Origin of the sequence: Collinsella sp. CLA-AP-H1 (genome assembly GCF_040092945.1) — a bacterium.
Classification (GTDB): Bacteria; Actinomycetota; Coriobacteriia; order Coriobacteriales; family Coriobacteriaceae; genus Collinsella.
Window position 1 is genome coordinate 52,660 of record NZ_JBBNKO010000008.1, and the last position, 19,562, is coordinate 72,221.

Here is a 19,562-nt window from a genome sequence, read left to right on the forward strand (position 1 = left end):
TACCCGCCCAAGCGGACACATTGCCACCGCAGTTCCATCTTTTGGTACAAAGCAACCTGAACCCAACGCACCAGCCGATTGCAGGCATATAAAAACCGCCCCCGGAGGGACGGTTCTTCGTAATTCAATGTTGTCGCCGGCCTACTCGCCATCCTCCAACTTAATGAGGATCTTGCGGTAGCCACCGTACTCGCCGTTCAGCGCCTTTGAAACGCGGCTCACCGTGGTGGACGAAGCGCCGGTACGGGCCTGAACCTCAACATAAGGCTCGCCCTCGTCCAAATAGCGCGCAACCTGCAAACGCTGAGAAAGGTCGCAAATCTCGCGCGGCGTGCAGATATCGGTCAAAAACGCTTGGATATCCTTCTCGTCGTCCAAAAGGCTAAATGCGTGGACCAGCTGCTTGACATCAGGCTTGTCAAACATGTTCTCGATATTCATCGATCACCGCCAAACCCGCCAAAAGGCATCGAAGTTGATACTGACATCGGGCATCGTTCGCCCGTTCCATGCAATAGGGCAACGCCTGTGGCTTTTGCCCGTAGCAGTGTAGCACACCACCAAACTAAAGCGACAAGACTCTCTGCCAGCGGCGCGTTTTTCAGGACGAACGCCGTTTAGAAACCATATGCGCACGTAAGCTCCACGAATATTTGAGACAATGGGCGCCCAAACACCGCGGCGCGCCCGCGCAACCATCCAGGTCGCCGCCGCAAGCCGCTTCACGCGACGCCAGCAACCCCGGCGCAAGAAAGGATTCACGCCATGCGCTTTATGCTTAACTGGCTCTTCACCTCGATCGCCATCGCGATCGCCACGTTCCTCGTCCCCGGTATCCAACCCTTCGGCTTTGCCGAGACCTGGGTCTGCTTTGCCTTTGTGGGACTGTTCCTGAACATTGTCGATTCGTTCGTCAAACCGTTCCTCACGGTCATCTCGCTGCCGCTCACGATCATTACGCTGGGCATTTTCCAGCTTGTCGTCAACAGCTTTATGCTTGAGCTCGCGAGTTACCTGTCGGTCAACCTGCTGGGCGTCGGCATCTCCATCGCCAGCTTTGGATCGGCCTTTATGGGCAGCATCCTGGTGTCCATCACGCGCAGCATCCTCGACAGCATCGCCGAGGACTAAAACGGCCATTCCGGCCGTGTCCGTCTCAACAGCCCAAAACGAAGGCCGCCCATCGCAAAAATGGGCGGCCTTCTTATTTGCCAAGTCTCAAAGGGCGAGAAAATCTACCATTTCCACCCCGTCCCCAAATGCAGGTGTGGGTTAGATGACGTAGTCGTAGCCATGGTTGGGAGCGACAAGTTGATCGAGCGTCACACCGTCGAGGTAGTCGTTGATGAGCTTGTCCAGGTTCTTCCACACGTCGAGCGTGGGACACTCATCAGATCGCGAGCAGCCCTTGCAGTCGCCATCCAGGCAGGCGACCGGCGCCAGACTGCCCTCGGTCAGGCGCAAGATCTCGCCCACCGTGTATTGCTCGGGCGGGCGCGTGAGCACATAGCCGCCGCCCTTGCCGCGCATGCCCGAGAGCATGTTGGCGCGCACGAGCGTAGCCAAAATGTTCTCGAGATATTTCTCGGAAATCCCCTGTCGCGCCGCGATCTCTTTGAGCGGGATGCGACCGGCTGCCTGGTGCTCGGCCAGATCGACCATAACGCGCAGGGCATATCTGCCCTTAGTAGAAACCAACATGTATAGTGCTGCCTTTCGGTCATTTAGTCCGTAGAAATTCTAGCCGAAATATTGGTTTTGAAAATACCCGTTCCGGCCAAGATGGTTAATCGACTCGTAATAATCTTCTATTTCCTATTGCGTTACTAGGCTTTACTGTCTACTATGCTTGCCAACAGCAAAACGAACAACCTATAAGGTTTGTTGGTTTCGCTGCTACACACACCGTAAAACCACACGGCATCCAGTCATTTGAACACTTTGGAGGTTCACCATGAGCAATGTTTATACGTCCATCGATCAGCTTATCGGCCACACCCCGCTTCTGGAGCTCACTCACTTTGAGGCCGATGAGGACCTCAAGGCCCGCGTGCTCGTCAAGCTGGAATACTTCAACCCCGCCGGGTCCGTCAAAGACCGCGTCGCCAAGAACATGATCGACGAGGCCGAGAAGGCCGGCAAGCTCGTGCGCGACGGCGACTACACCATCATCGAGCCCACGAGCGGCAATACCGGCGTCGGCATCGCCTCGGTGGCGGCGGCTCGCGGCTACAAGGTGATCATCACCATGCCCGAGACTATGTCCGTCGAACGCCGCAAGCTTATGCAGGCATATGGCGCACAGCTCGTGCTCACCGACGGTTCCAAGGGCATGAAGGGCGCCATCGCCAAGGCCGAGGAACTGCAGAAGGAGACGCCAAACAGCATCATCGCCGGCCAGTTTGTGAACCCCGCCAACCCCGCCATCCACAAGGCCACGACCGGCCCCGAGATCTGGGATGACACCGACGGCGAGGTCGACATCTTCGTCGCCGGCGTTGGAACCGGCGGCACCGTGACCGGCGTGGGTGAGTTCCTTAAGGAGCAGAACCCCGAAATCAAGGTCGTCGCCGTCGAGCCCGCCACCTCGCCGGTGCTTTCTAAGGGCCAGGCCGGTCCGCACAAGATCCAGGGCATCGGTGCCGGCTTTGTGCCCGACGTCCTCGACACCCAGGTCTATGACGAGATCATCCCCGTCGAGAACGACGACGCCTTTGCGACCGGCCGCGCCGTGGGCCACAAGGAGGGCGTGCTCGTGGGCATTTCGTCCGGCGCCGCCGTGTGGGCCGCGCTGCAGCTGGCCAAGCGCCCCGAGAACGAGGGCAAGACCATCGTGGCCCTGCTTGCCGACACCGGCGAGCGCTACCTGTCCACGGCGCTCTTCCAGGACTAGGGCCTGTCGCCCATAGGTTGAGCCCACGGACGAGCCGGTCTCCTCTCTCCCGGCAGTCTGAGCCCATCCAATCAGGGTGTCCCACGAGACGCCCGAACTTGCTACAATGTCTGCGGCGCGGAACCAGCCTCCCGCGCCGCTTTTCTTTTTTGGCCACATGCCACCAAGGAGAACCTCCCCATGCACAACAAGCGCGTGCTCGTCGCCATGAGCGGCGGCGTCGATTCCAGCGTGACCGCGTACCTGCTCAAAAGCCATGGCTACGAATGCGTCGGCGCCACCATGCGCCTCACCTGCCCCGCGCCCGATCCCGCCACGGGCATGAGTAAGGTCGACCGCGACATCGCCGATGCGAAGGCCGTCGCCGAGCGTCTGGGGATACCCCACCATGTGCTCGACTTGCAGCAGACCTTCGACCACAGCGTTATCGAGCGCTTTGTGAACGCCTACCAGGAGGGGCTGACGCCCAACCCGTGCATCATCTGCAACCGCCACATAAAGTTTGGCGCGTTGCTCGGTGCGGCGCTGGACATGGGCTGCGACTACATCGCAACGGGTCATTACGCCAAAACAAGCCAGACAGTAGACGGCACCTGGCAGCTGCATCGCGGCGAAGATCCCAAAAAGGACCAGAGCTACTTTTTATATTCGCTTACGCAGGAGCGCCTGGCGCACACGATCTTTCCGCTGGCAGGCCTAGACAAAGAGCGCGACGTGCGCCGCATAGCCGCCGAACAGGGCTTTGCCAACGCCAAAAAGGCCGAGAGCGAGGATATCTGCTTTATTCCAGACGGTGACTACGCGGGCTATATCGAGCGCCGCTGCGGACATCCCGCTGCACCGGGCGACATTGTGTGGCGCGACGGCAGCGTGGTCGGACGCCATAACGGCGCGTTGCGCTATACCATCGGCCAGCGCAAGGGCTTGGGCGTCGCGATGGCGCATCCCGTGTATGTGACGGGCGTCGATGCCGCCAACAACACCGTGCATCTGGGCGAGGCCGAGGACCTAACGGCCACAGCACTCACGGCCGACGACTGGATCTGGAGCGCCCCTGCCGACCGCATGGAGGCAGAACTCGATGCCGGCGGCATTCGCGTGGGCGCCAAGTACCGTTACCGTCAGAAAGACCAAGCAGCGACCCTTACGCGCGGCGAAGACGGGCAAATGCTGCTGACTTTTGACGAGCCGCAGCGAGCCATCGCCCCCGGCCAGGCCGTTGTAGTCTACCACGGCGACATCGTCCTCGGCGGCGGCACCGTTACGGCAGCTATCAAGTAGTCCCATCCCCTTCATAAGTTGCGGTGAAATAGGGACTGTTTAAGCGTTTAAAACCGCCAAACAGTCCCTATTTCACCGCAACTTAGAGAGGACGGCCTCAGTCGGTACTGCCGTATCAGCCGAGGCCGCTGCATCGCTAGCGCTGTACGTAGGCGCGGACGAGCTCGAAGGTGTTGCGCACGCCGTCCATGTGGCTACGCTCGTAGTTGTGGCTCGCATACACGCCGGGGCCGATCAGACCATGGCGAATGTCGTAGCCGGCAGAGAGCGTGGCTTCGACGTCCGAACCGTAATGCGGATACACGTCGATAGCGTAATCGAGCTCAAGCTCGCGCGCGATATTGGACAGCGCCGTCACCAGGTCGTAGTTGTACGGACCGCCCGAATCCTTGGCGCAGATCGACACCATGTGCTCGGTGCAGCCTAGGTCGTCGCCCACGCAGCCCATGTCAACGCTGATCATCTCGCGCGTGTCGGCCGGCACGAAGGCGCCGCCGTGGCCCACCTCCTCGTACACGGTAAAGAGCAGCGAAACCTTACGCGAAAGCGTCACCTCGCCAGCGGCGACGGCACGCGCCAAGCCCAACAAAATGGCGGCCGATAGCTTGTCATCCAGGAAGCGGCTCTTAATGTAGCCGCTCTCCGTCACCGTCGTGCGAGGATCCATAGCGATGATGTCGCCGGTCTGAATACCCAGCTCGAGCACATCGTCCTTGCTGTCGACGTTCTCGTCGAGCAAGATCTCCATGTTCTTCTCGATGGTCTTGACCGGCTCGTCGGCCACGTGCGCCGAAGGCTCGGTGTTAAGAACCACGCCCGTGTAGACATTGCCGTCGCGCGTGTAGACGGTGCAGTTCTCGCCATCGGCCGTAGACCACTGATGCCCACCGAGCGTCGTGGGGCGCAGGCGGCCATTGTCCTTAATGGAACGCACCATGGCGCCCAGGGTATCGACATGGCTCGCCAACACAAGCGGCTCGCCCTCGCCGCCAAGCTCAACAAGCACATTGCCCTTATTGGAACGCTCGGGGCCAAAGCCCATATCACGCAACGTTTCCATCAGGTAATCAGTCGCCGCACGGGTATAACCCGTAGGCGAAGCAATCGAGGTAAGCGCCTTCAACTGGTCAGTAATATAGGAGAGCGTAGAATCCATCTTGGACACCAAAGTCACCCTTTCATATCGAATTAAACCCACAGCAACAATACCACCGCGAACCATCTTTTTACCTAGCGAGATGACCCATCGACCTCTTCCGAACAGCGCCCGCCACGACAACGAGCCGGCGGGCCCCTCCCGTTAGCCCCAGAATCTTTCCGCAGGACAGAAGGAGGCCCCGCCGCACGTAGTGCGCAGCGGGGCCTCCGACATGTCCGAGGACGATTCTGGGGCTAACGGGCGGGGCCCGCCGAACCAGGTTAGGCAGCCGGGCAGATCTTCTTGAAGAGCTCAATGACGTCGTCGAGCGTCGCCTCGCGCGGGTTACCCGGGAAGCAAGCGTCGGCCATGGCGTCCTTGGCCAGGACCTCGATCTCGTCAGCCTTCATGGCCTCGCAGACGTGCGGGATATTCACGTCGGCGGAAAGCTGCTTGACGGCGGCGATAGCGGCGTCGGCAGCCTCGTCGGTGCTCATGCCCGTGGTGTCAACACCCATGGCAACGGCAACCTTGGCCAGGCGCTCAGCGCAAACCGGCTTGTTGAACTCCATGGCGATCGGCAGCAGCATGGCGCAAGCGACGCCGTGCGGGGTGTCGTAGTGAGCTGACAGGGTGTGAGCCATGGCGTGGTCGATGCCCAGGCCAACGTTGGAGAAGCCCATGCCGGCGACATACTGACCAAGGGCCATGCCCTCGCGACCGGAGCCGGGCTGACCGGACTTGGCCTCGGCGACGGAGTCACGCAGGTTCTCGCTGATCAGCTTAATAGCCTCAAAGTGGAACATGTCGGAGAGCTCCCAAGCGCCCTTGGTGGTGTAGCCCTCGATGGCGTGGGTCAGAGCGTCCATGCCAGTGGAAGCGGTCAGGCCGGCGGGCATGGAGGCCATCATGTCGGGATCGACGACGGCGACCTCGGGGGCGTCGTTGGTGTCGACGCACACGAACTTGCGGACCTTCTCGGGGTCGGTGATGACGTAGTTGATGGTCACCTCGGCGGCGGTACCGGCGGTCGTCGGCACAGCGATGGTGAACACGGCGTGGTTCTTAGTGGGAGCAACGCCCTCGAGGCTGCGGACATCGGCGAACTCGGGGTTGTTGATGATGATGCCGATGGCCTTAGCAGTGTCCATGGAGGAGCCACCACCGATGGTCACGATAGCGTCAGCCTCGGCGGCCTTGAAGGCCTCGACGCCGTCCTTGACGTTCTGGATAGTGGGGTTGGGCTTGATCTCGGAGTAGAGGCTCCAAGCGATGCCGGCAGCGTCGAGCTCGTCGGTCACCTTAGCGGTAACGCCAAACTTGACCAGATCGGGGTCGGAGCAGACGAAGATCTTCTTGTAGCCGCGACGCTGGAGCTCGCCGGGGATCTCCTTGATGGCGCCGGAACCATGATAAGAGATGGTATTGAGAACGAAACGATTAGCCATTGATAGCCTCCCATCGTGTGCGGGGCACCCATTACGCCCCACGCTATGAGTCCCATCCTAACGCTTTTGAAACAAAAAAACGCGTGAGAACGTCAAAATTGTTAAAGCGTTTCAACAGATGATGAAAAATAATGCGGCAAAGGGACAACCCCTTTGCCGCATTCGGTTACTTTCGGCAGCCCTCTTTCCAAGCCTCGGCCGCAACCTTCCAGCGTAAGCGCAAGTCGCGCTCGCGGTCGATGAACATGATGGCAAACGCGACAAACAGCAGCAAGCTCGCCACGACGATGGCGTGCAAGCCCATGCGCTCAATACACCAGTTGCCCAACACGGCGCCAAACACAAAGGTAAAGATCACGCCAAAGTACAGCAGGCCGTTTTCCAAAAAGCCGCGCCTGTGGGTGATGATGTAATCGTCCACGTTTTGCAGCGCGTTGCGCAAGTTGCCGATGCACATGGTCGTAGCGATGCCGTGACCGTGGATCTTGCGGAAGCTCTCGACCTGCATGCCGCAGGCAAACGAGGTGAGGCAGTTGGCGAGCAGGTTGAAATTGCCGCCCGGGATAAAGCTCACGCCCAGTAAGATGACGGCTTCAAAGAACACCGTCACCTGACGCCAGTGGATCACGCTGCCAAACCGCTCGTGTACCAGATCGGCAAGCATAATACCCACGGCAAACGACACCACAGGGAAGAAGTAGCGCTCCGCAAGTGCCCAGTTGCCCTCCGAGATGCTCACGCCCACGAGCAGGATGTTGCCTGTCTGCGCGTTGGCGAAAACATGGTCGCGCCCAATGTACGAATACACGTCCATAAAGCCACCGGCGAGCGCCAAGATGATGCCCAGCTCAATAGACTCCGATATCTGTTTGGCACGCTGCATCGTCGTGCATCCTCCTTGTTGACGACTCTCTCGTGCGTTGGCGGAAACATAGCCGCCGTTCATACTGTAACCCATTGACAACATGGCGTGCGCGCGAGACGGGTTCTCCAACGCGCAGATACACAGTCTGGAAACAAACGGCGGGTACAGCACCCGCATCGACACGCCGGTCCGCCAGCCCATGTACTCCACCAGTCTTTTTAGCCCCGTCCCAAAAAGACTGGTTACAATTACGTGCAGCATACAAACACCGGGAGGGATCGTGGCAAAAAAGCCTCAGCACGCTCAGAACAACCAGCGCAGTCAGCAGGGCAAACAGGGCCAGCAGCAAAAGCGCGGCGGCAAGGCGCAGGCCACGGTCGCCCGCACCAAGCATTCCCAAGCGAAGCCCGTCCGCCCCTGGCGTCCGAGCCGCGATAAATTCCTCCCCGTCAGTCGAGCCGACATGGATGCACGCGGCTGGGACCAGTGCGACTTTGTCTACATCTGCGGCGACGCCTACGTGGACCATCCCAGCTTTGGCATGGCCATCATCAGCCGCGTCCTCGACGCGCACGGCTACAAAGTGGGCATCATCTGCCAACCCGACTGGACCGACCCCGCCAGCATCACCGTGCTCGGCGAGCCGCGCCTAGGCTTTCTCGTCAGTGCCGGCAACATGGACTCCATGGTCAACCACTATTCGGTGACCAAGCATCGCCGCCACACCGACGCCTATACCCCCGGTGGCGAGGAGGGGCACCGTCCCAATCGCGCCGTCACGGTCTACGGCAACCTCATCCGCCAGACGTTTAAGGACGCCCCCATCATTATCGGTGGCATCGAGGCAAGCCTGCGTCGCCTGGCCCACTACGACTACTGGCAGGACAAGCTCAAGCGCTCGGTGCTGCTCGACTCGGGCGCCGACATCCTCATCTACGGCATGGGCGAGCACGCGATTGTCGAGATCGCCGACGCACTCGACGCGGGGCTGCCCGTCGATCAGATCACCTATATCAATGGCACCGTCTACCGCACCAGCTCGCTCGACGAGGTCTACGACTACGACCTGCTGCCCAGCTGGGACGACCTTGCCGCCGACAAGCTCAACTACGCCCGCAGCTTTAACGTGCAGCAGCAGAATATGGACCCCATCACCGGGCATCGCCTGGTAGAGCCATATCCCAACAGCGTGTACGTGGTGCAGAACCCGCCGTCGGCAACACTCACCACCGACGAGATGGACGAGGTTGCCGAACTCCCCTACGCACGCGATTGGCATCCCGACTACGACGCGGCGGGCGGCGTGCCGGCCTTTGCCGAGATCAAGTTTTCCATTAGCTCCAACCGCGGCTGTTTTGGCGAGTGCTCGTTTTGCGCCCTCACCTTCCACCAGGGCCGCGTGTTGCAGATGCGCAGCCACGACTCGATCATGCGCGAGGCAGAGCTACTCACGCGCGATCCCGAGTTTAAGGGCTACATCAACGACGTAGGCGGACCGACGGCCAACTTTAGCCGTCCCGCCTGCGACAAGCAGCTCAAGCACGGCGTGTGCAAGAACAAGCGCTGCCTGTGGCCGAGCGTGTGCAAGAACATGGTGGTCGACGAGAGCGGCTACACGCAGCTGCTGCGCGACCTGCGCCAGCTGCCGGGCGTCAAAAAGGTCTTCGTCCGCAGCGGCATCCGCTTTGACTACACCATGGCCGATGCCTCGGACGAGTTTTTGCGCGAGCTGCTGGAACACCATGTCTCGGGCCAGCTGCGCGTAGCGCCCGAGCACGTGAGCGATGCGGTACTGTCCGTGATGGGCAAGCCGAGCCGAGCTGTCTACGACGCGTTCTGCCGTAAATTTGAACGCTTGAATCGCGAATACGGACTCAAGCAGTACGTGGTGCCGTATCTGATCTCGAGCCACCCCGGTTCTACCATGAAGGAAGCCGTGGACCTTGCCGAAGCCGTGCGCGACATGGGCTACATGCCCGAGCAGGTGCAGGACTTCTACCCCACACCGTCCACCATGTCGACGTGCATGTACTACACCGGCGTGGACCCGCGCACCATGAAACCGATCTATGCGGCGCGCGACCCGCACGAGAAGGCCATGCAGCGCGCGCTCATCCAGTATCGCAAGCCCGAGAACTACAAGCTGGTACGTGAGGCGTTGGAAAAGGCCGGCCGCCGCGATCTGATCGGCTACACCAAGCATTGCCTGATTCGCCCCGTGCCGTCACGCCCGGGCGAGACATCGGCCAGCGGCGGACACGGCACTGGCAAGAAGGGCGGCAAGGCCCACGGTGGCGCCGCCGGTGCCGGCAAGGGGTCTAAGGGCAGCAAAGGATACGGCGGTATGTCCCGCGCGCAGAACACTGCCGGTCGCAATCGCGCGGCACAGGGGCGTCAGGGCGCCAACGGAGGCGGTCGCCGCAACTAGCGCGGCGAGGCGGCATGCCGCCGTTGGCGACACGACACGCCCCACCAATAAAATGCCGCTCGCCGGGGCGTCGCAGAACGATTCCCCGGCGAGCGGCCGATTAATATTGTCTATCTCAAAACGTCGTTACTTTTTGTCAAAACGACCATAGAGCGCAAACGAGAGCGCCGCAGAGATAACCCAAGTCAAAGCGATGCAGACGACAATCATGATCAGGTTCATGGGATTGCCGCTTGGATCGGCATAAACGGGCAACGAGGTAATGCCGGGCATAACAAAGCCGAAGCACTTTGCGCCGAGAACAACGGTAAGCGCACCGCCAATGCCATCCGCGATCATCGCAGCGATAAGCGGAGTCCTGTTAGGAACCTGAACGGTAAACAAGGCGGGCTCGGAAATTCCCATAAATGCTGAGAAGGCGCACGTCATTGCAGCGGACTTGAGCTTTTCGTCGGTCATGCGCAGGGCCGCACCAAAAGACGCACCGCTTTCGGCGAGGTTATGGCAGAAAGAGATCGGGAGCAGATAGTCATACCCAAGCGTTGCGATATTGGAAATCTGGATAGGGCTCGTTGACTGATGCATGCCGAAGAGCACAATAAGCGGCATAAAGAAGCCCAGCAGAAAACCGGCAACAGGGCCCAACGTCGAGAATAGCCAAACGATACCGTTGGCGAGACCAAGACCGCACCAGGCACCAATCGGAGCGAGCACAAACAGGTTGACCGGAATCACGATAGCAAGGGAGAGTGCCGGGACGACAACGAGCTTAAAAAGATCCGGCACGACCTTGTCGATTGCGCGATATACAAAGGACAAGCCAATGACGCCAAAGATGACCGGGAACACGGAATCGGCGTAGCTAAAAATCGGCACCGTAAAACCGAACAGCGCAAGAGGCGTCTCGCCCGTACCGACAGCGTTGACAATGGTCGGGTACATCAGCGATCCGGCAACACAAAGCGCAAGCGAACGGTTGACTCGGAACTTATCAGCTGTAGACATTGCCAGCAAAAACGGCAAGAAGTAGAACGGGATATCCGAAATCATATTGAATATCGCAAAGTCGCCGGCACCCGTGTCGATTCCAAAAGCCGCGATAGCAGCCAGGATGCCCTTTACGATACCTCCCGCCACCAGCGCGGGAATGATAGCGGAGAAGATGCCGGTGATGATATCGAATACGCGAGCCGAACCTTTTTGGAGCTCAGGCTGCTCGGCATCGGCGGAGACCTCGCCACCCATCCTGTCGCCTAGCATGGGCTCCAATTCGTCATATACCGACCCCACGCTGGCGCCGATGATAACCTGCCACTGCCCGTCTTTAACCTGCGCGCCCAAGGCGCCGTCAAGCGTCTTAAGGGCCTCCAGGTCTGCCTTGCTATCGTCCTTCAGGTTGAATCTGAGCCTTGTAATGCAGTGCGTTGCCATAACAACGTTATCGGCGCCGCCCACGAGCTCGAGGACACGAGCGGCCAGTTCCTTCTTGTCTGCCACAGCAATCACTCCTACCCAAGATCCTCGCCATTAGTGGCGATACATTTCTGGTACCAATAGAAAGAGTCTTTACGCAAGCGCTCCGCAGTGCCGTTGCCGCAATTATCCAGATCGACATAGATAAGCCCGTATCGCTTGTCCATCGTAAGAGGACCGCAGGCAACAAGGTCAATGAATCCCCAGATCATGTATCCGCGCACGTCAACACCATCGATTACTGCCTCTTTAAGGCACTTTATGTGCTGGCGCAAATAATCGATTCGATACTCGTCGTGGATGCTGCCATCCTCCTCGACCACATCAGATGTACCGAGGCCGTTCTCGGCGATATACAGGGGCAGCCCATAGCGGTCATACATCTGGTTAAGGGTAACCCTCAGGCCAATGGGATCGAGCTGCCAGCCCCACTCACTCGTCTCGAGATAAGGGTTCTTGTTTGCCATGACCAGATTTCCCGCAGTCTTCTCCCATCCCTGATCGCAGGTGGATACCTGGGAAAAGTAGTACGAGAAGGCCAGGAAGTCGACCGTGTTGCGAGCGATGAGCTCTTCATCGCCCGGCTCCATTTGAATCTCGATATCGCACGCGTCGAAATAGCGATTCATATAAGCGGGGTATTTTCCACGAGTCATCACGTCCGTATAGAACCAGTTGGAATACTGGTCGTCGTGAATAGCCTGCATGTTATCTTCGGGACGGCAGGTGGCGGGATACGTACAGAATCGAGCGATCATGCCGCCAACGGGAGTATCGGACGAAAGACGATGGACAATCTCGACGGCACGCGCATTGGCAACGAACTCGTGGTGCAGGCACTGGAAGATGGCTCGATCGAAGTTCTCCCCCTCTTCGTCTTTGACCAGACAGACCCCGTCCCAAGGCGAAAAACGCGCTGCATTGAACTCGTTAAAAGGCAGCCAGAAATCGACCAGATCGCCCAATTCCGTAACGATTGTCTCGACATAGCGGGCGAAGAAATCAATCGTCTTGCGATTCTTCCATCCCCCATATGTGGTGACAAGATTTACCGGGATGTCATAGTGGAGCATGGTGACGAAGGTTTTAATGCCGTGCTTTTTGCACTCACCCAGCATGCTTCGATACCACTCGATGCCTTCGCGGTTAGGCTCAAGATCATCTCCGTTAGGATAGATTCGGCTCCAGCAAATAGAGGTGCGGAACAGCTTGAGGCCCATCTCCGCAAAAAGCGCGATGTCCTCACGGTAGTGATGATAGAAGTCGTTACCGCGCCTAAACGGGTAGAACTCAACACCATCATCTGCGAGAGCGTTCATTAGTTCGTCATGGCAGAAGGGGTTGTTTTGATGCTTGTCCTCAATCTGGTCATGAGTCCAGGTACCATCCAGCCATCGACAATCCTGCGTCGACTTTCCCTTTCCGCCCTCATTCCAGGCGCCATCGGCCTGCGAGCACGATATGGCTCCGCCCCATAAAAAGTCGGAGTCAAACCCATGTTTTAACTTACTCATTTGCCCTCCTTGATCGGATGCTCCAGCGGATAACCCAATACTAGGAAGAACAAGATGCATAAGATATCGCATAGAAAGCGTGGGTTTATAACATTTTTTTAGATATAATACCGTTTAAGGCATCGATTCTACCGTTCACCCCTGGAGCACCCCATGGATTCGAATCTCAAACAGCTGCTCTATACGCATACCGAGACCGAAGAGTGGCATCGCACACATCCGGGAGAGCTCAGCCCGCGATATAACAGGGTGGAAACCACAACCATTAACGGCGAAGAGGTCTATCTGTTTGATTGGAAAGAAACTCTCGACGAAAACCCCGTGGGCCTTATCAAGGAGTCGCGCTTTACCGACATTCCTCCTCATATCAATCGGGATATGGAGCTTAACTACGTGTACGACGGCGTCTGCACGTTTATCGTCAACGGACGGCGACTACTCCTTAAAAAGGGCGACGTGCTCATTTGCAACACCGGCGTAGTCAGAAGCGTTCCATACGTTAAGGGCGAGCATGATATCGTCATTTCGATCGTCTTCAAAAAAGAAATGTTCGATTCGTTGTTCCTGAGCCAGTTACCCGGCGCGTCACCATTAACGAATCTTCTATTTGATTTTGTGTCCAAAAACCGCGAGGCCCGAAAATATCTCATTCTTCCAGAGGAATACGCCCGACATGCGCGACGCCTCATCGAGATGCTCTTTATCGAATATCACTTTAAAGATGCCTATTCCAATGAACTCATGAGGCACCTCGCCGTCAGCCTATTCCTTGTTCTCATTCGAGGACTGTACCGACGCTCCGCAACTGATAACCAGGCGATCATGTCGGACGAACGCATCGTGTCGATTCTGAATCATATTGAGCGAAGCTACGGCGACTGCACACTCGAAAGCATTGCGAGCGATACGGGTTATAGCACCAGCTATCTCAGCAGCTTGATCAAGCAAAAAACCGGCAAAACGTTTTCGTAAATCAAGCTCAACCAGCAGCTCACAGAGGCGGCATATCTTCTCAATAACACCGAGCGCAGCGTGCAGTATGTAGCCCGAAAAGTCGGCATCTCCAACATGTCATTCTTTTACTCAAAATTTAAAGAAGCATTCAGTGAAACGCCAGGTGCGTTCAGGACGCATCGGTCTAATTAAAGGCGTTATTACTCAGACCGATCAGCTTCGCGCGACACGGGAATGCACAATCGAAGCAGCGAGCGCATCGCCTCTACCAGCACAAAGCCGACGATGGCAACCGTGACCGCCACGTCGAACGGCGTGTTCACAAACCAGAGCAACGTCATGAGATACGACCCGGCATTAAAGGCAAAGTGCAGCAGGATCGTGTAACGGAGCTTTCCAGTGGTCACGAGCACCCAGCCAAAAATGAGGCCGGCGGCACCCGCATAGCAGCCCTGCACCCAATTCATGTGCATAAAACCGAAGATTGCCGCCTGCAGCACAATCGCCGCGGCGATACCCCACGTGCTTGGGGCCGCCCAGGGCACCATGGCTCCGTCCTGTGCGCTCGCACGACGCCGGCGCTTCCAAAGTGGGCGGCACTGTGGATTAAACGCACGCAGTGAGAACTCAAAGATGACGCCGCGCACCAGGAGCTCTTCGCAAAATGGCGCGCCAATCACCGTGGTCAGAACGGCCAGATAGCTCGTGTCGCCCATGCCTGTTTCCTCGACGAGCTCGCCATAGTCTGCCGCAACCTCGGGCAGCAGCGACAGCACGCCGTCGCATAGGTAGCTAATGACCACCTGCATGGACAGGCCGATCACGACAACGCAGACGATGCGCTTCCATACCGCGCCTGCTCCCCCACCGAGCGGGCGCTCGCCTTGCCGGCGCGCCATGAAGGAGCGGGGCCACAGATAGCGCCACCACAGCAGCGCCATAAAAAACGACGCCGTCTGAGCGGCGGCCTGGAACCATTGGATATCGAGATTGTCGATCGGATAGCCCGTCAGCACCGATACGGCATCGAGAACTGAAAACAGAACCACGCTCAGGGCTATATCGGCAGCAACAACGCCAAAACAGGCAAGCGCCCAAATCATCGCATTGAGCATGCCAACCTCCTCAAAACCGTTCCCTAGTTCTACCACAACTCGGCAGAGAGCTGATCCCATGGGGACGGAGGAAAACGGATCACTTATTGATGAGAATCGGGCGCAGTGCCAAAGGCCCCGCTGGGCGAAATGTCGAACGGAAAGGTGCCGCAGCGATTAAACGCGGCGATAAACATGCGGATGGCGTTGGACGGCGTGGTGCCTACGAGTTGGGTTGCCGCCGCGAAGGCCGCCTTTTCCTCGGGTAAGACCTTCGCGACAACCGGGGTCATGTGTTCTGCCATGGCGCTTCCTTTTTGAAACGACGGTGGTGCGGATAGATGCGGGCCACGCGGCTGGGCGACGGGCTGTGAAGGCAACCCGATTGGCCCGCATCTGGAGTTTGTTTCTACGGCGTTGGTATTACTTGGTAATCCTATGTATTACCCCGCAGATAGAATACCATACCCGACCCCATGGGAACGGAGAAAAAACGGATCATTTTGTTGCTGAGTAAGTATTTAGAGCGTGATGATGTCCGAGATATTGAGGGCCTGAGCGTCGACGGCATCGTGCGTGACAAGCAGCAGCATGCGGCCGTCGAGCGCCGGCGCCCAGGGCGCACGATCGCCCACGGCGAGCGCAAGCTCCGCAGCAGCCCTGCCGCTCGCAGAGCCGCCTGCACGCCCATAACTGCCCTCGCCTTCTGATTCGCGCACGGCGCGGAAGGGACGCGGCGAACGTCGGCGTATGGCGCGCCCAATCTGGGCATCCGGCGCATGGCGCCCTATTGTCTTGCATATTTTCGCTTGTGCCATGCATAAATAGACGGGGGCGCCCCTTCCCGTCCCAACGTACCCCCGCTTGGACCGTGCAAAAATCGGAGTATTCAGCATCGCGGTCCCCGCCGGCGACGCCGCGAACCGGGAGCATCGCGCGGCCGGCGTCGCTTTGGGGCACGGCACGGCGAGAAACGCGCGCTATCGCCACGCCGTACGCCGTCTGCCAACCCAAATCGCCCGTCAAGGGATCTCGCGAGATCAAATAGGCGCTTCCGGCGCGTATGCAGCCACCCCGGCTTGCTGAAAACTCCCGAAAATGCACGGCGCGCCCCGGGGGACCCGTGCGTGCCGTGAAAAAACACGCCCGCATCCAGAAGAATGCGAGCGTGGAAGCCGGGTGGCGGCAAGGGCGCCAGGCAGCGGGCGGAATCCCCGGCGTGTCCGCCCGGGCACCGCAGCCGCCGCGCGTCAGCAGAAAACCTCATGCCCTGCGTTGATGTCAGAGAGCCCATCCCCCATATCAATCCTTTGCGCAAAACGGAAATGCCCCGTCCGCGCAAGCACGCGAACGGGGCATTGGTCAAGTTTTACGGTCAGCGGCTCTTTTGTGCCAGCGACCTTCTGTCTTTAGCTAAGCTCGGGCCAGTAACCCTTGTTGGCCTCGATCATGTCGTCGAGAACTTCCTTGGCAACCTTCATCGAAGGCACGGTCTTGTTGAGCGTAAAGGCCTTGAGCGCCTTCTCGTACGAACCCTCGATCGTAGCCTCGACCACGAGCTTCTCGGAGTTCAGCTGCTGCATCATGAGACCCTGCTGGAACAGAGGAATGTTGTCGCGGCTGATGACCTCGGGGCCGTTCTTGCCAATGTAGGCAGGCAGCTCGACCATAGCGTCGTAGGGCATGTTGGGGATAGCGCCCTTGTTCTCGCAAATGACCAGGAAGCGCTGCTTGGTGTCGTTCTTCAGAGCGATGGCCAGATCGGCAATCCAGTCGCCGTGGCTGCCCGCATAGAACGTGCTCTCGTCGATCTCGCCCGTCTTCTCGTAGTGGTCGATGCCGTCGAAGAGGTTCTTCTCGCGCGTCTCCTCAACCTCGTTCGCACGGGTGCGCTCGGGGTTGGAATGCTCGACGAACTCCTTCTGCTGCAGGTAGTAGTTCAGATACGTGTTGGGCAGGTACTCCGGGAAGCACTCCATGATCTCGTACTCGCCCTTCCAGACGTAATACCAGCTGCCCTTGGTGTGACGATTCTGCTCGGGGTGCTCGTCGGTGGCCTCCTCGGGCTTCTTTGCCATGAGCGAGCCCATGCCCTTGAGGTAGGAATCGGGCAGCAGAATCTCATGCTCCTTGATGTACTCGCGCAGCTGCGGGAGCACCTCCTCGCCCTTGTGGCGGATCGAGGTGAACCAACCAAAGTGGTTGAGGCCAAAGTAATCGTACTCGACATCCTTCTTGTCGATATCGAGCGCGGCGCAAACCACGTCGATAATCGCGATCGGCATGTCGCAGATGTTGATGATGCGAGCGTTGGGACGCAGCACGCGGCAGCCCTCGGAAACGATGGCGGCAGGGTTGGAGTAGTTGAGAATCCAGTAGTCCTTCTTGGCGTACTTCTCAACGTCATCGATCAGCTCGACCATGGGGAAGATGGTGCGCATGCCGTAGGCAAGGCCGCCGCAACCGCAAGTCTCCTGACCCACGCAGCCGTGACGCAGCGGGATCTTCTCGTCCTGCTCGCGCATGGCGTAGCCGCCCACGCGCATCTGGGCAAACACGAAGCTCGCATCGGTAAAAGCCGTCTTTTTGTCGGTGGTTACCGTGAGCTTGATGTCCAGGCCGAGGTCCTCGTGCAAAATCCAGTCCACGAGCACGCCGATCTTGCGCTGGCGCTCCTCGTTGATGTCGTACAGACGAATCTCGTCAACGTCGAGCTCGTCCTTGCGCAGGGCGATGGACTTGACGATGCCGGGGGTAAAGGTGGATCCGCCACCACACAGAGTAATGATCATTGTTTACTGCTCCTTCTCAATTGCGTTCTCGACCTTGTCGCGCATCTCGGCGACCTTCATGCCAAAGATGATCTGAATATTGTTGCCGTTGCGGTTGATGCCGCTGTTGGGCACGTGGTTGATGAGGTTCTCATCGATGAGGTCCGGGTTCTTAACGTTCACGCGGAGACGCGTAAAGCAGTTCTCGAGCTCCTCGATGTTGTCCTTGCCGCCAAGACCTGCGACCAGGTCGGCAATACCTGCATCGACGCCCTCTGCGGGAGCCGCGGCGACAGCGCCCTGCTTCACCGCGACAGACGCGGCGGCCTCGCCCTCGGCAACGGACTCGGCGAGCTCGGACTCTTCCTCGCGACCAGGGGTGTGAAGGTTGAGCTCCTTGATAAGGAAGGTGAAGAGGAAGAAGTACAGCGCGGCGTTGACGACTCCAAGCACCAGCATAACCGGCCAGTTGGTCTTATCGACACCGAGGACCAGGTTGGAAACCACAATGTTGATGATGCCGCCTGCAGTCGAAGCGGGCACGGAGAGGACCTTGAGCAGGACCAGGAAGATGCCGGAAAGAACCGAGTGAACGACAAAGAGCACGGGAGCGGCAAAGACAAAGAGGAAGTCCATGGGCTCGGTCACGCAGGAGAGCACAGCGGTGATGATCAGCGGGATGATAACGGCTTTGGTCTTATCCTTGTTCCCCTTGTAAGCGGTGACGATAAAGGCGAGACCGATACCGATGTAGGGCCACAGGTTGTTGAAGGTATAGCTGTTGAAGTAGGTGCTATCGGAGAAGGGCTGGCCCGTCATTGCCATCTCGGCAACACGGATGGGATAGGCGCCGGCGATAACCTGATCACCCAGCGTCAGGGTGCCGCCCACATCGGAGAACTGGAACGGGGTGTAGATGAGGTGGTGCAGACCGGTGGGAACGAGCAGCTTGTTGAGCATGCCGTAGATAAACAGACCGATGTTGCCCGACTCCTTAATGATGCCGGCAACGGAGGAGATGGCACCCTGAACCGGAGGCCAAACGATGCAGAAGCCAGCACCCATGATCCAGGAAATGATGATCATAATCAGGAACGGAAAGCGAACGCCCGAGAACATCGAAAGGGCAATGGGGAACTGCTTGTTCGAGTACTTGTTGAACACAGCACCGGTGATGCAACCGAGGATAATGCCGCCAAATACGCCGGTATCGAGTACCTGGATGCCCATAACGGTGGCCTGGCCGGTTCCGGTAAGGCCGAGCATGCCGCTCGCATCGGCAAGAGAGTCGGTGGCGTTGAGCACGATGTTGTTAGCCTGCAGGAACAGGAAGAACGACATCAGGGCGATCAGCGAAGCATGGCCCTTGTTCTTCTTTGCCATGGCGCCGGCGATGCCCACGCAGAACAGAATCGAGAGGTTGTTGATGATAAACATCAGCGACTGATAGACAACGGCGCCCACAAGCTGGAACGGACCGAAGCCCAGCACGGGGATCATGGCGCAGATGGTCTTGTTGGTCAGAATGATGCCCGCGATGAGCAGGATGCCGGCAACCGAGAGATACATCATCGGCTGAACGATCGACTTCGCGAACACCTCCAACGGCGCTTTGAAATTGAACTTCTTTTTTGCGGTCATAGCGGTACTCCCCTTCCTTTTCCGCAAATTAAGACAGATGTGCCTTGGGCAAGACCGTAAGC

Annotated in this window: 17 protein-coding genes; 5 read left to right on the top strand and 12 right to left on the bottom strand. The window is 58.4% G+C overall.

Features of this window, described 5'->3' with window-relative positions:
• Nucleotides 1-141 precede the first annotated feature (141 nt).
• Entirely contained in the window at nucleotides 142-441 is a 300-nt protein-coding gene (locus AAAV44_RS06020) for a YerC/YecD family TrpR-related protein (protein WP_022094855.1), read from the bottom strand.
• Nucleotides 442-765: 324 nt separating this feature from the next.
• On the opposite strand from AAAV44_RS06020, the gene AAAV44_RS06025 reads away from it, so the two are divergent.
• Entirely contained in the window at nucleotides 766-1,131 is a 366-nt protein-coding gene (locus AAAV44_RS06025) for a phage holin family protein (RefSeq protein WP_035137358.1), read from the top strand.
• A gap of 141 nt (nucleotides 1,132-1,272) precedes the next feature.
• Here the strand turns inward: AAAV44_RS06025 and AAAV44_RS06030 are convergent, their stop codons facing one another.
• On the bottom strand, nucleotides 1,273-1,701 hold the full coding sequence (locus AAAV44_RS06030; protein ID WP_022094857.1) for an Rrf2 family transcriptional regulator: 429 nt from the start codon (nucleotides 1,699-1,701) through the stop codon (nucleotides 1,273-1,275).
• Nucleotides 1,702-1,954: 253 nt separating this feature from the next.
• On the opposite strand from AAAV44_RS06030, the gene cysK reads away from it, so the two are divergent.
• Nucleotides 1,955-2,893 (top strand): cysteine synthase A, encoded by a 939-nt coding sequence (gene cysK / locus AAAV44_RS06035; protein ID WP_349115001.1) that lies wholly within the window; start codon nucleotides 1,955-1,957, stop codon nucleotides 2,891-2,893.
• Nucleotides 2,894-2,950: 57 nt separating this feature from the next.
• Complete coding sequence (gene mnmA / locus AAAV44_RS06040) at nucleotides 2,951-4,174, top strand: tRNA 2-thiouridine(34) synthase MnmA (RefSeq protein WP_349115023.1); 1,224 nt, start codon at nucleotides 2,951-2,953, stop codon at nucleotides 4,172-4,174.
• 136 nt (nucleotides 4,175-4,310) lie between these two features.
• On the opposite strand, the gene AAAV44_RS06045 is transcribed toward mnmA, so the two are convergent.
• From AAAV44_RS06045 to AAAV44_RS06055, 3 genes are all read right to left on the bottom strand, one after another.
• Complete coding sequence (locus AAAV44_RS06045) at nucleotides 4,311-5,330, bottom strand: M42 family metallopeptidase (RefSeq protein WP_349105999.1); 1,020 nt, start codon at nucleotides 5,328-5,330, stop codon at nucleotides 4,311-4,313.
• A 263-nt stretch (nucleotides 5,331-5,593) separates the two neighbouring features.
• Nucleotides 5,594-6,760, bottom strand: a complete 1,167-nt coding sequence (fucO, locus tag AAAV44_RS06050; RefSeq protein ID WP_022094861.1) for a lactaldehyde reductase — start codon at nucleotides 6,758-6,760, stop codon at nucleotides 5,594-5,596.
• Between the two features lie 166 nt (nucleotides 6,761-6,926).
• Nucleotides 6,927-7,643 (bottom strand): YoaK family protein, encoded by a 717-nt coding sequence (locus AAAV44_RS06055; RefSeq protein ID WP_055285721.1) that lies wholly within the window; start codon nucleotides 7,641-7,643, stop codon nucleotides 6,927-6,929.
• A gap of 262 nt (nucleotides 7,644-7,905) precedes the next feature.
• On the opposite strand from AAAV44_RS06055, the gene AAAV44_RS06060 reads away from it, so the two are divergent.
• The gene (locus tag AAAV44_RS06060; RefSeq protein ID WP_349115002.1) at nucleotides 7,906-10,053 is read left to right on the top strand and encodes a YgiQ family radical SAM protein; all 2,148 of its coding nucleotides are present in this window, start codon (nucleotides 7,906-7,908) and stop codon (nucleotides 10,051-10,053) included.
• A gap of 126 nt (nucleotides 10,054-10,179) precedes the next feature.
• Here the strand turns inward: AAAV44_RS06060 and AAAV44_RS06065 are convergent, their stop codons facing one another.
• Together AAAV44_RS06065 and AAAV44_RS06070 are read right to left on the bottom strand one after the other, a co-directional pair.
• Complete coding sequence (locus tag AAAV44_RS06065; protein ID WP_238022412.1) at nucleotides 10,180-11,550, bottom strand: PTS transporter subunit EIIC; 1,371 nt, start codon at nucleotides 11,548-11,550, stop codon at nucleotides 10,180-10,182.
• 11 nt (nucleotides 11,551-11,561) lie between these two features.
• Nucleotides 11,562-13,040, bottom strand: coding sequence for a family 1 glycosylhydrolase (locus tag AAAV44_RS06070; protein WP_349115004.1), 1,479 nt, complete (start codon nucleotides 13,038-13,040; stop codon nucleotides 11,562-11,564).
• Nucleotides 13,041-13,193: 153 nt separating this feature from the next.
• On the opposite strand from AAAV44_RS06070, the gene AAAV44_RS06075 reads away from it, so the two are divergent.
• Nucleotides 13,194-14,012, top strand: a complete 819-nt coding sequence (locus AAAV44_RS06075; protein WP_349115006.1) for an AraC family ligand binding domain-containing protein — start codon at nucleotides 13,194-13,196, stop codon at nucleotides 14,010-14,012.
• A 182-nt stretch (nucleotides 14,013-14,194) separates the two neighbouring features.
• Here AAAV44_RS06075 and AAAV44_RS06080 read toward each other — a convergent pair whose 3' ends face one another.
• The 5 genes from AAAV44_RS06080 to AAAV44_RS06100 all read right to left on the bottom strand — a co-directional run bounded on the left by AAAV44_RS06080 (nucleotide 14,195) and on the right by AAAV44_RS06100 (nucleotide 19,500).
• Nucleotides 14,195-15,109, bottom strand: coding sequence for a type II CAAX endopeptidase family protein (locus AAAV44_RS06080; RefSeq protein WP_349115008.1), 915 nt, complete (start codon nucleotides 15,107-15,109; stop codon nucleotides 14,195-14,197).
• 83 nt (nucleotides 15,110-15,192) lie between these two features.
• On the bottom strand, nucleotides 15,193-15,393 hold the full coding sequence (locus AAAV44_RS06085) for a hypothetical protein (RefSeq protein ID WP_035137368.1): 201 nt from the start codon (nucleotides 15,391-15,393) through the stop codon (nucleotides 15,193-15,195).
• Nucleotides 15,394-15,609: 216 nt separating this feature from the next.
• Complete coding sequence (locus AAAV44_RS06090) at nucleotides 15,610-15,906, bottom strand: hypothetical protein (RefSeq protein ID WP_349115009.1); 297 nt, start codon at nucleotides 15,904-15,906, stop codon at nucleotides 15,610-15,612.
• A gap of 591 nt (nucleotides 15,907-16,497) precedes the next feature.
• Nucleotides 16,498-17,880: a 6-phospho-alpha-glucosidase gene (locus AAAV44_RS06095; protein WP_349076379.1), complete on the bottom strand. Its 1,383-nt coding sequence runs from the start codon at nucleotides 17,878-17,880 to the stop codon at nucleotides 16,498-16,500.
• Nucleotides 17,881-17,883: 3 nt separating this feature from the next.
• Nucleotides 17,884-19,500 carry a PTS transporter subunit EIIC gene (locus tag AAAV44_RS06100; RefSeq protein ID WP_349115010.1) on the bottom strand — a complete coding sequence of 539 codons (1,617 nt, stop codon included), beginning with the start codon at nucleotides 19,498-19,500 and terminating at the stop codon, nucleotides 17,884-17,886.
• Nucleotides 19,501-19,562 lie beyond the last annotated feature (62 nt).

Bases quoted from the DNA above. Each gene is read 5' to 3' on its own strand.
- AAAV44_RS06020 (WP_022094855.1), bottom strand. From the start codon at position 441: ATGAATATCGAGAACATGTTTGACAAGCCTGATGTCAAGCAGCTGGTC.
- AAAV44_RS06025 (WP_035137358.1), top strand. From the start codon at position 766: ATGCGCTTTATGCTTAACTGGCTCTTCACCTCGATCGCCATCGCGATC.
- AAAV44_RS06030 (WP_022094857.1), bottom strand. From the start codon at position 1,701: ATGTTGGTTTCTACTAAGGGCAGATATGCCCTGCGCGTTATGGTCGAT.
- cysK (WP_349115001.1), top strand. From the start codon at position 1,955: ATGAGCAATGTTTATACGTCCATCGATCAGCTTATCGGCCACACCCCG.
- AAAV44_RS06045 (WP_349105999.1), bottom strand. From the start codon at position 5,330: ATGGATTCTACGCTCTCCTATATTACTGACCAGTTGAAGGCGCTTACC.
- fucO (WP_022094861.1), bottom strand. From the start codon at position 6,760: ATGGCTAATCGTTTCGTTCTCAATACCATCTCTTATCATGGTTCCGGC.
- AAAV44_RS06055 (WP_055285721.1), bottom strand. From the start codon at position 7,643: ATGCAGCGTGCCAAACAGATATCGGAGTCTATTGAGCTGGGCATCATC.
- AAAV44_RS06070 (WP_349115004.1), bottom strand. From the start codon at position 13,040: ATGAGTAAGTTAAAACATGGGTTTGACTCCGACTTTTTATGGGGCGGA.
- AAAV44_RS06075 (WP_349115006.1), top strand. From the start codon at position 13,194: ATGGATTCGAATCTCAAACAGCTGCTCTATACGCATACCGAGACCGAA.
- AAAV44_RS06080 (WP_349115008.1), bottom strand. From the start codon at position 15,109: ATGCTCAATGCGATGATTTGGGCGCTTGCCTGTTTTGGCGTTGTTGCT.
- AAAV44_RS06085 (WP_035137368.1), bottom strand. From the start codon at position 15,393: ATGGCAGAACACATGACCCCGGTTGTCGCGAAGGTCTTACCCGAGGAA.
- AAAV44_RS06090 (WP_349115009.1), bottom strand. From the start codon at position 15,906: ATGGCACAAGCGAAAATATGCAAGACAATAGGGCGCCATGCGCCGGAT.
- AAAV44_RS06095 (WP_349076379.1), bottom strand. From the start codon at position 17,880: ATGATCATTACTCTGTGTGGTGGCGGATCCACCTTTACCCCCGGCATC.
- AAAV44_RS06100 (WP_349115010.1), bottom strand. From the start codon at position 19,500: ATGACCGCAAAAAAGAAGTTCAATTTCAAAGCGCCGTTGGAGGTGTTC.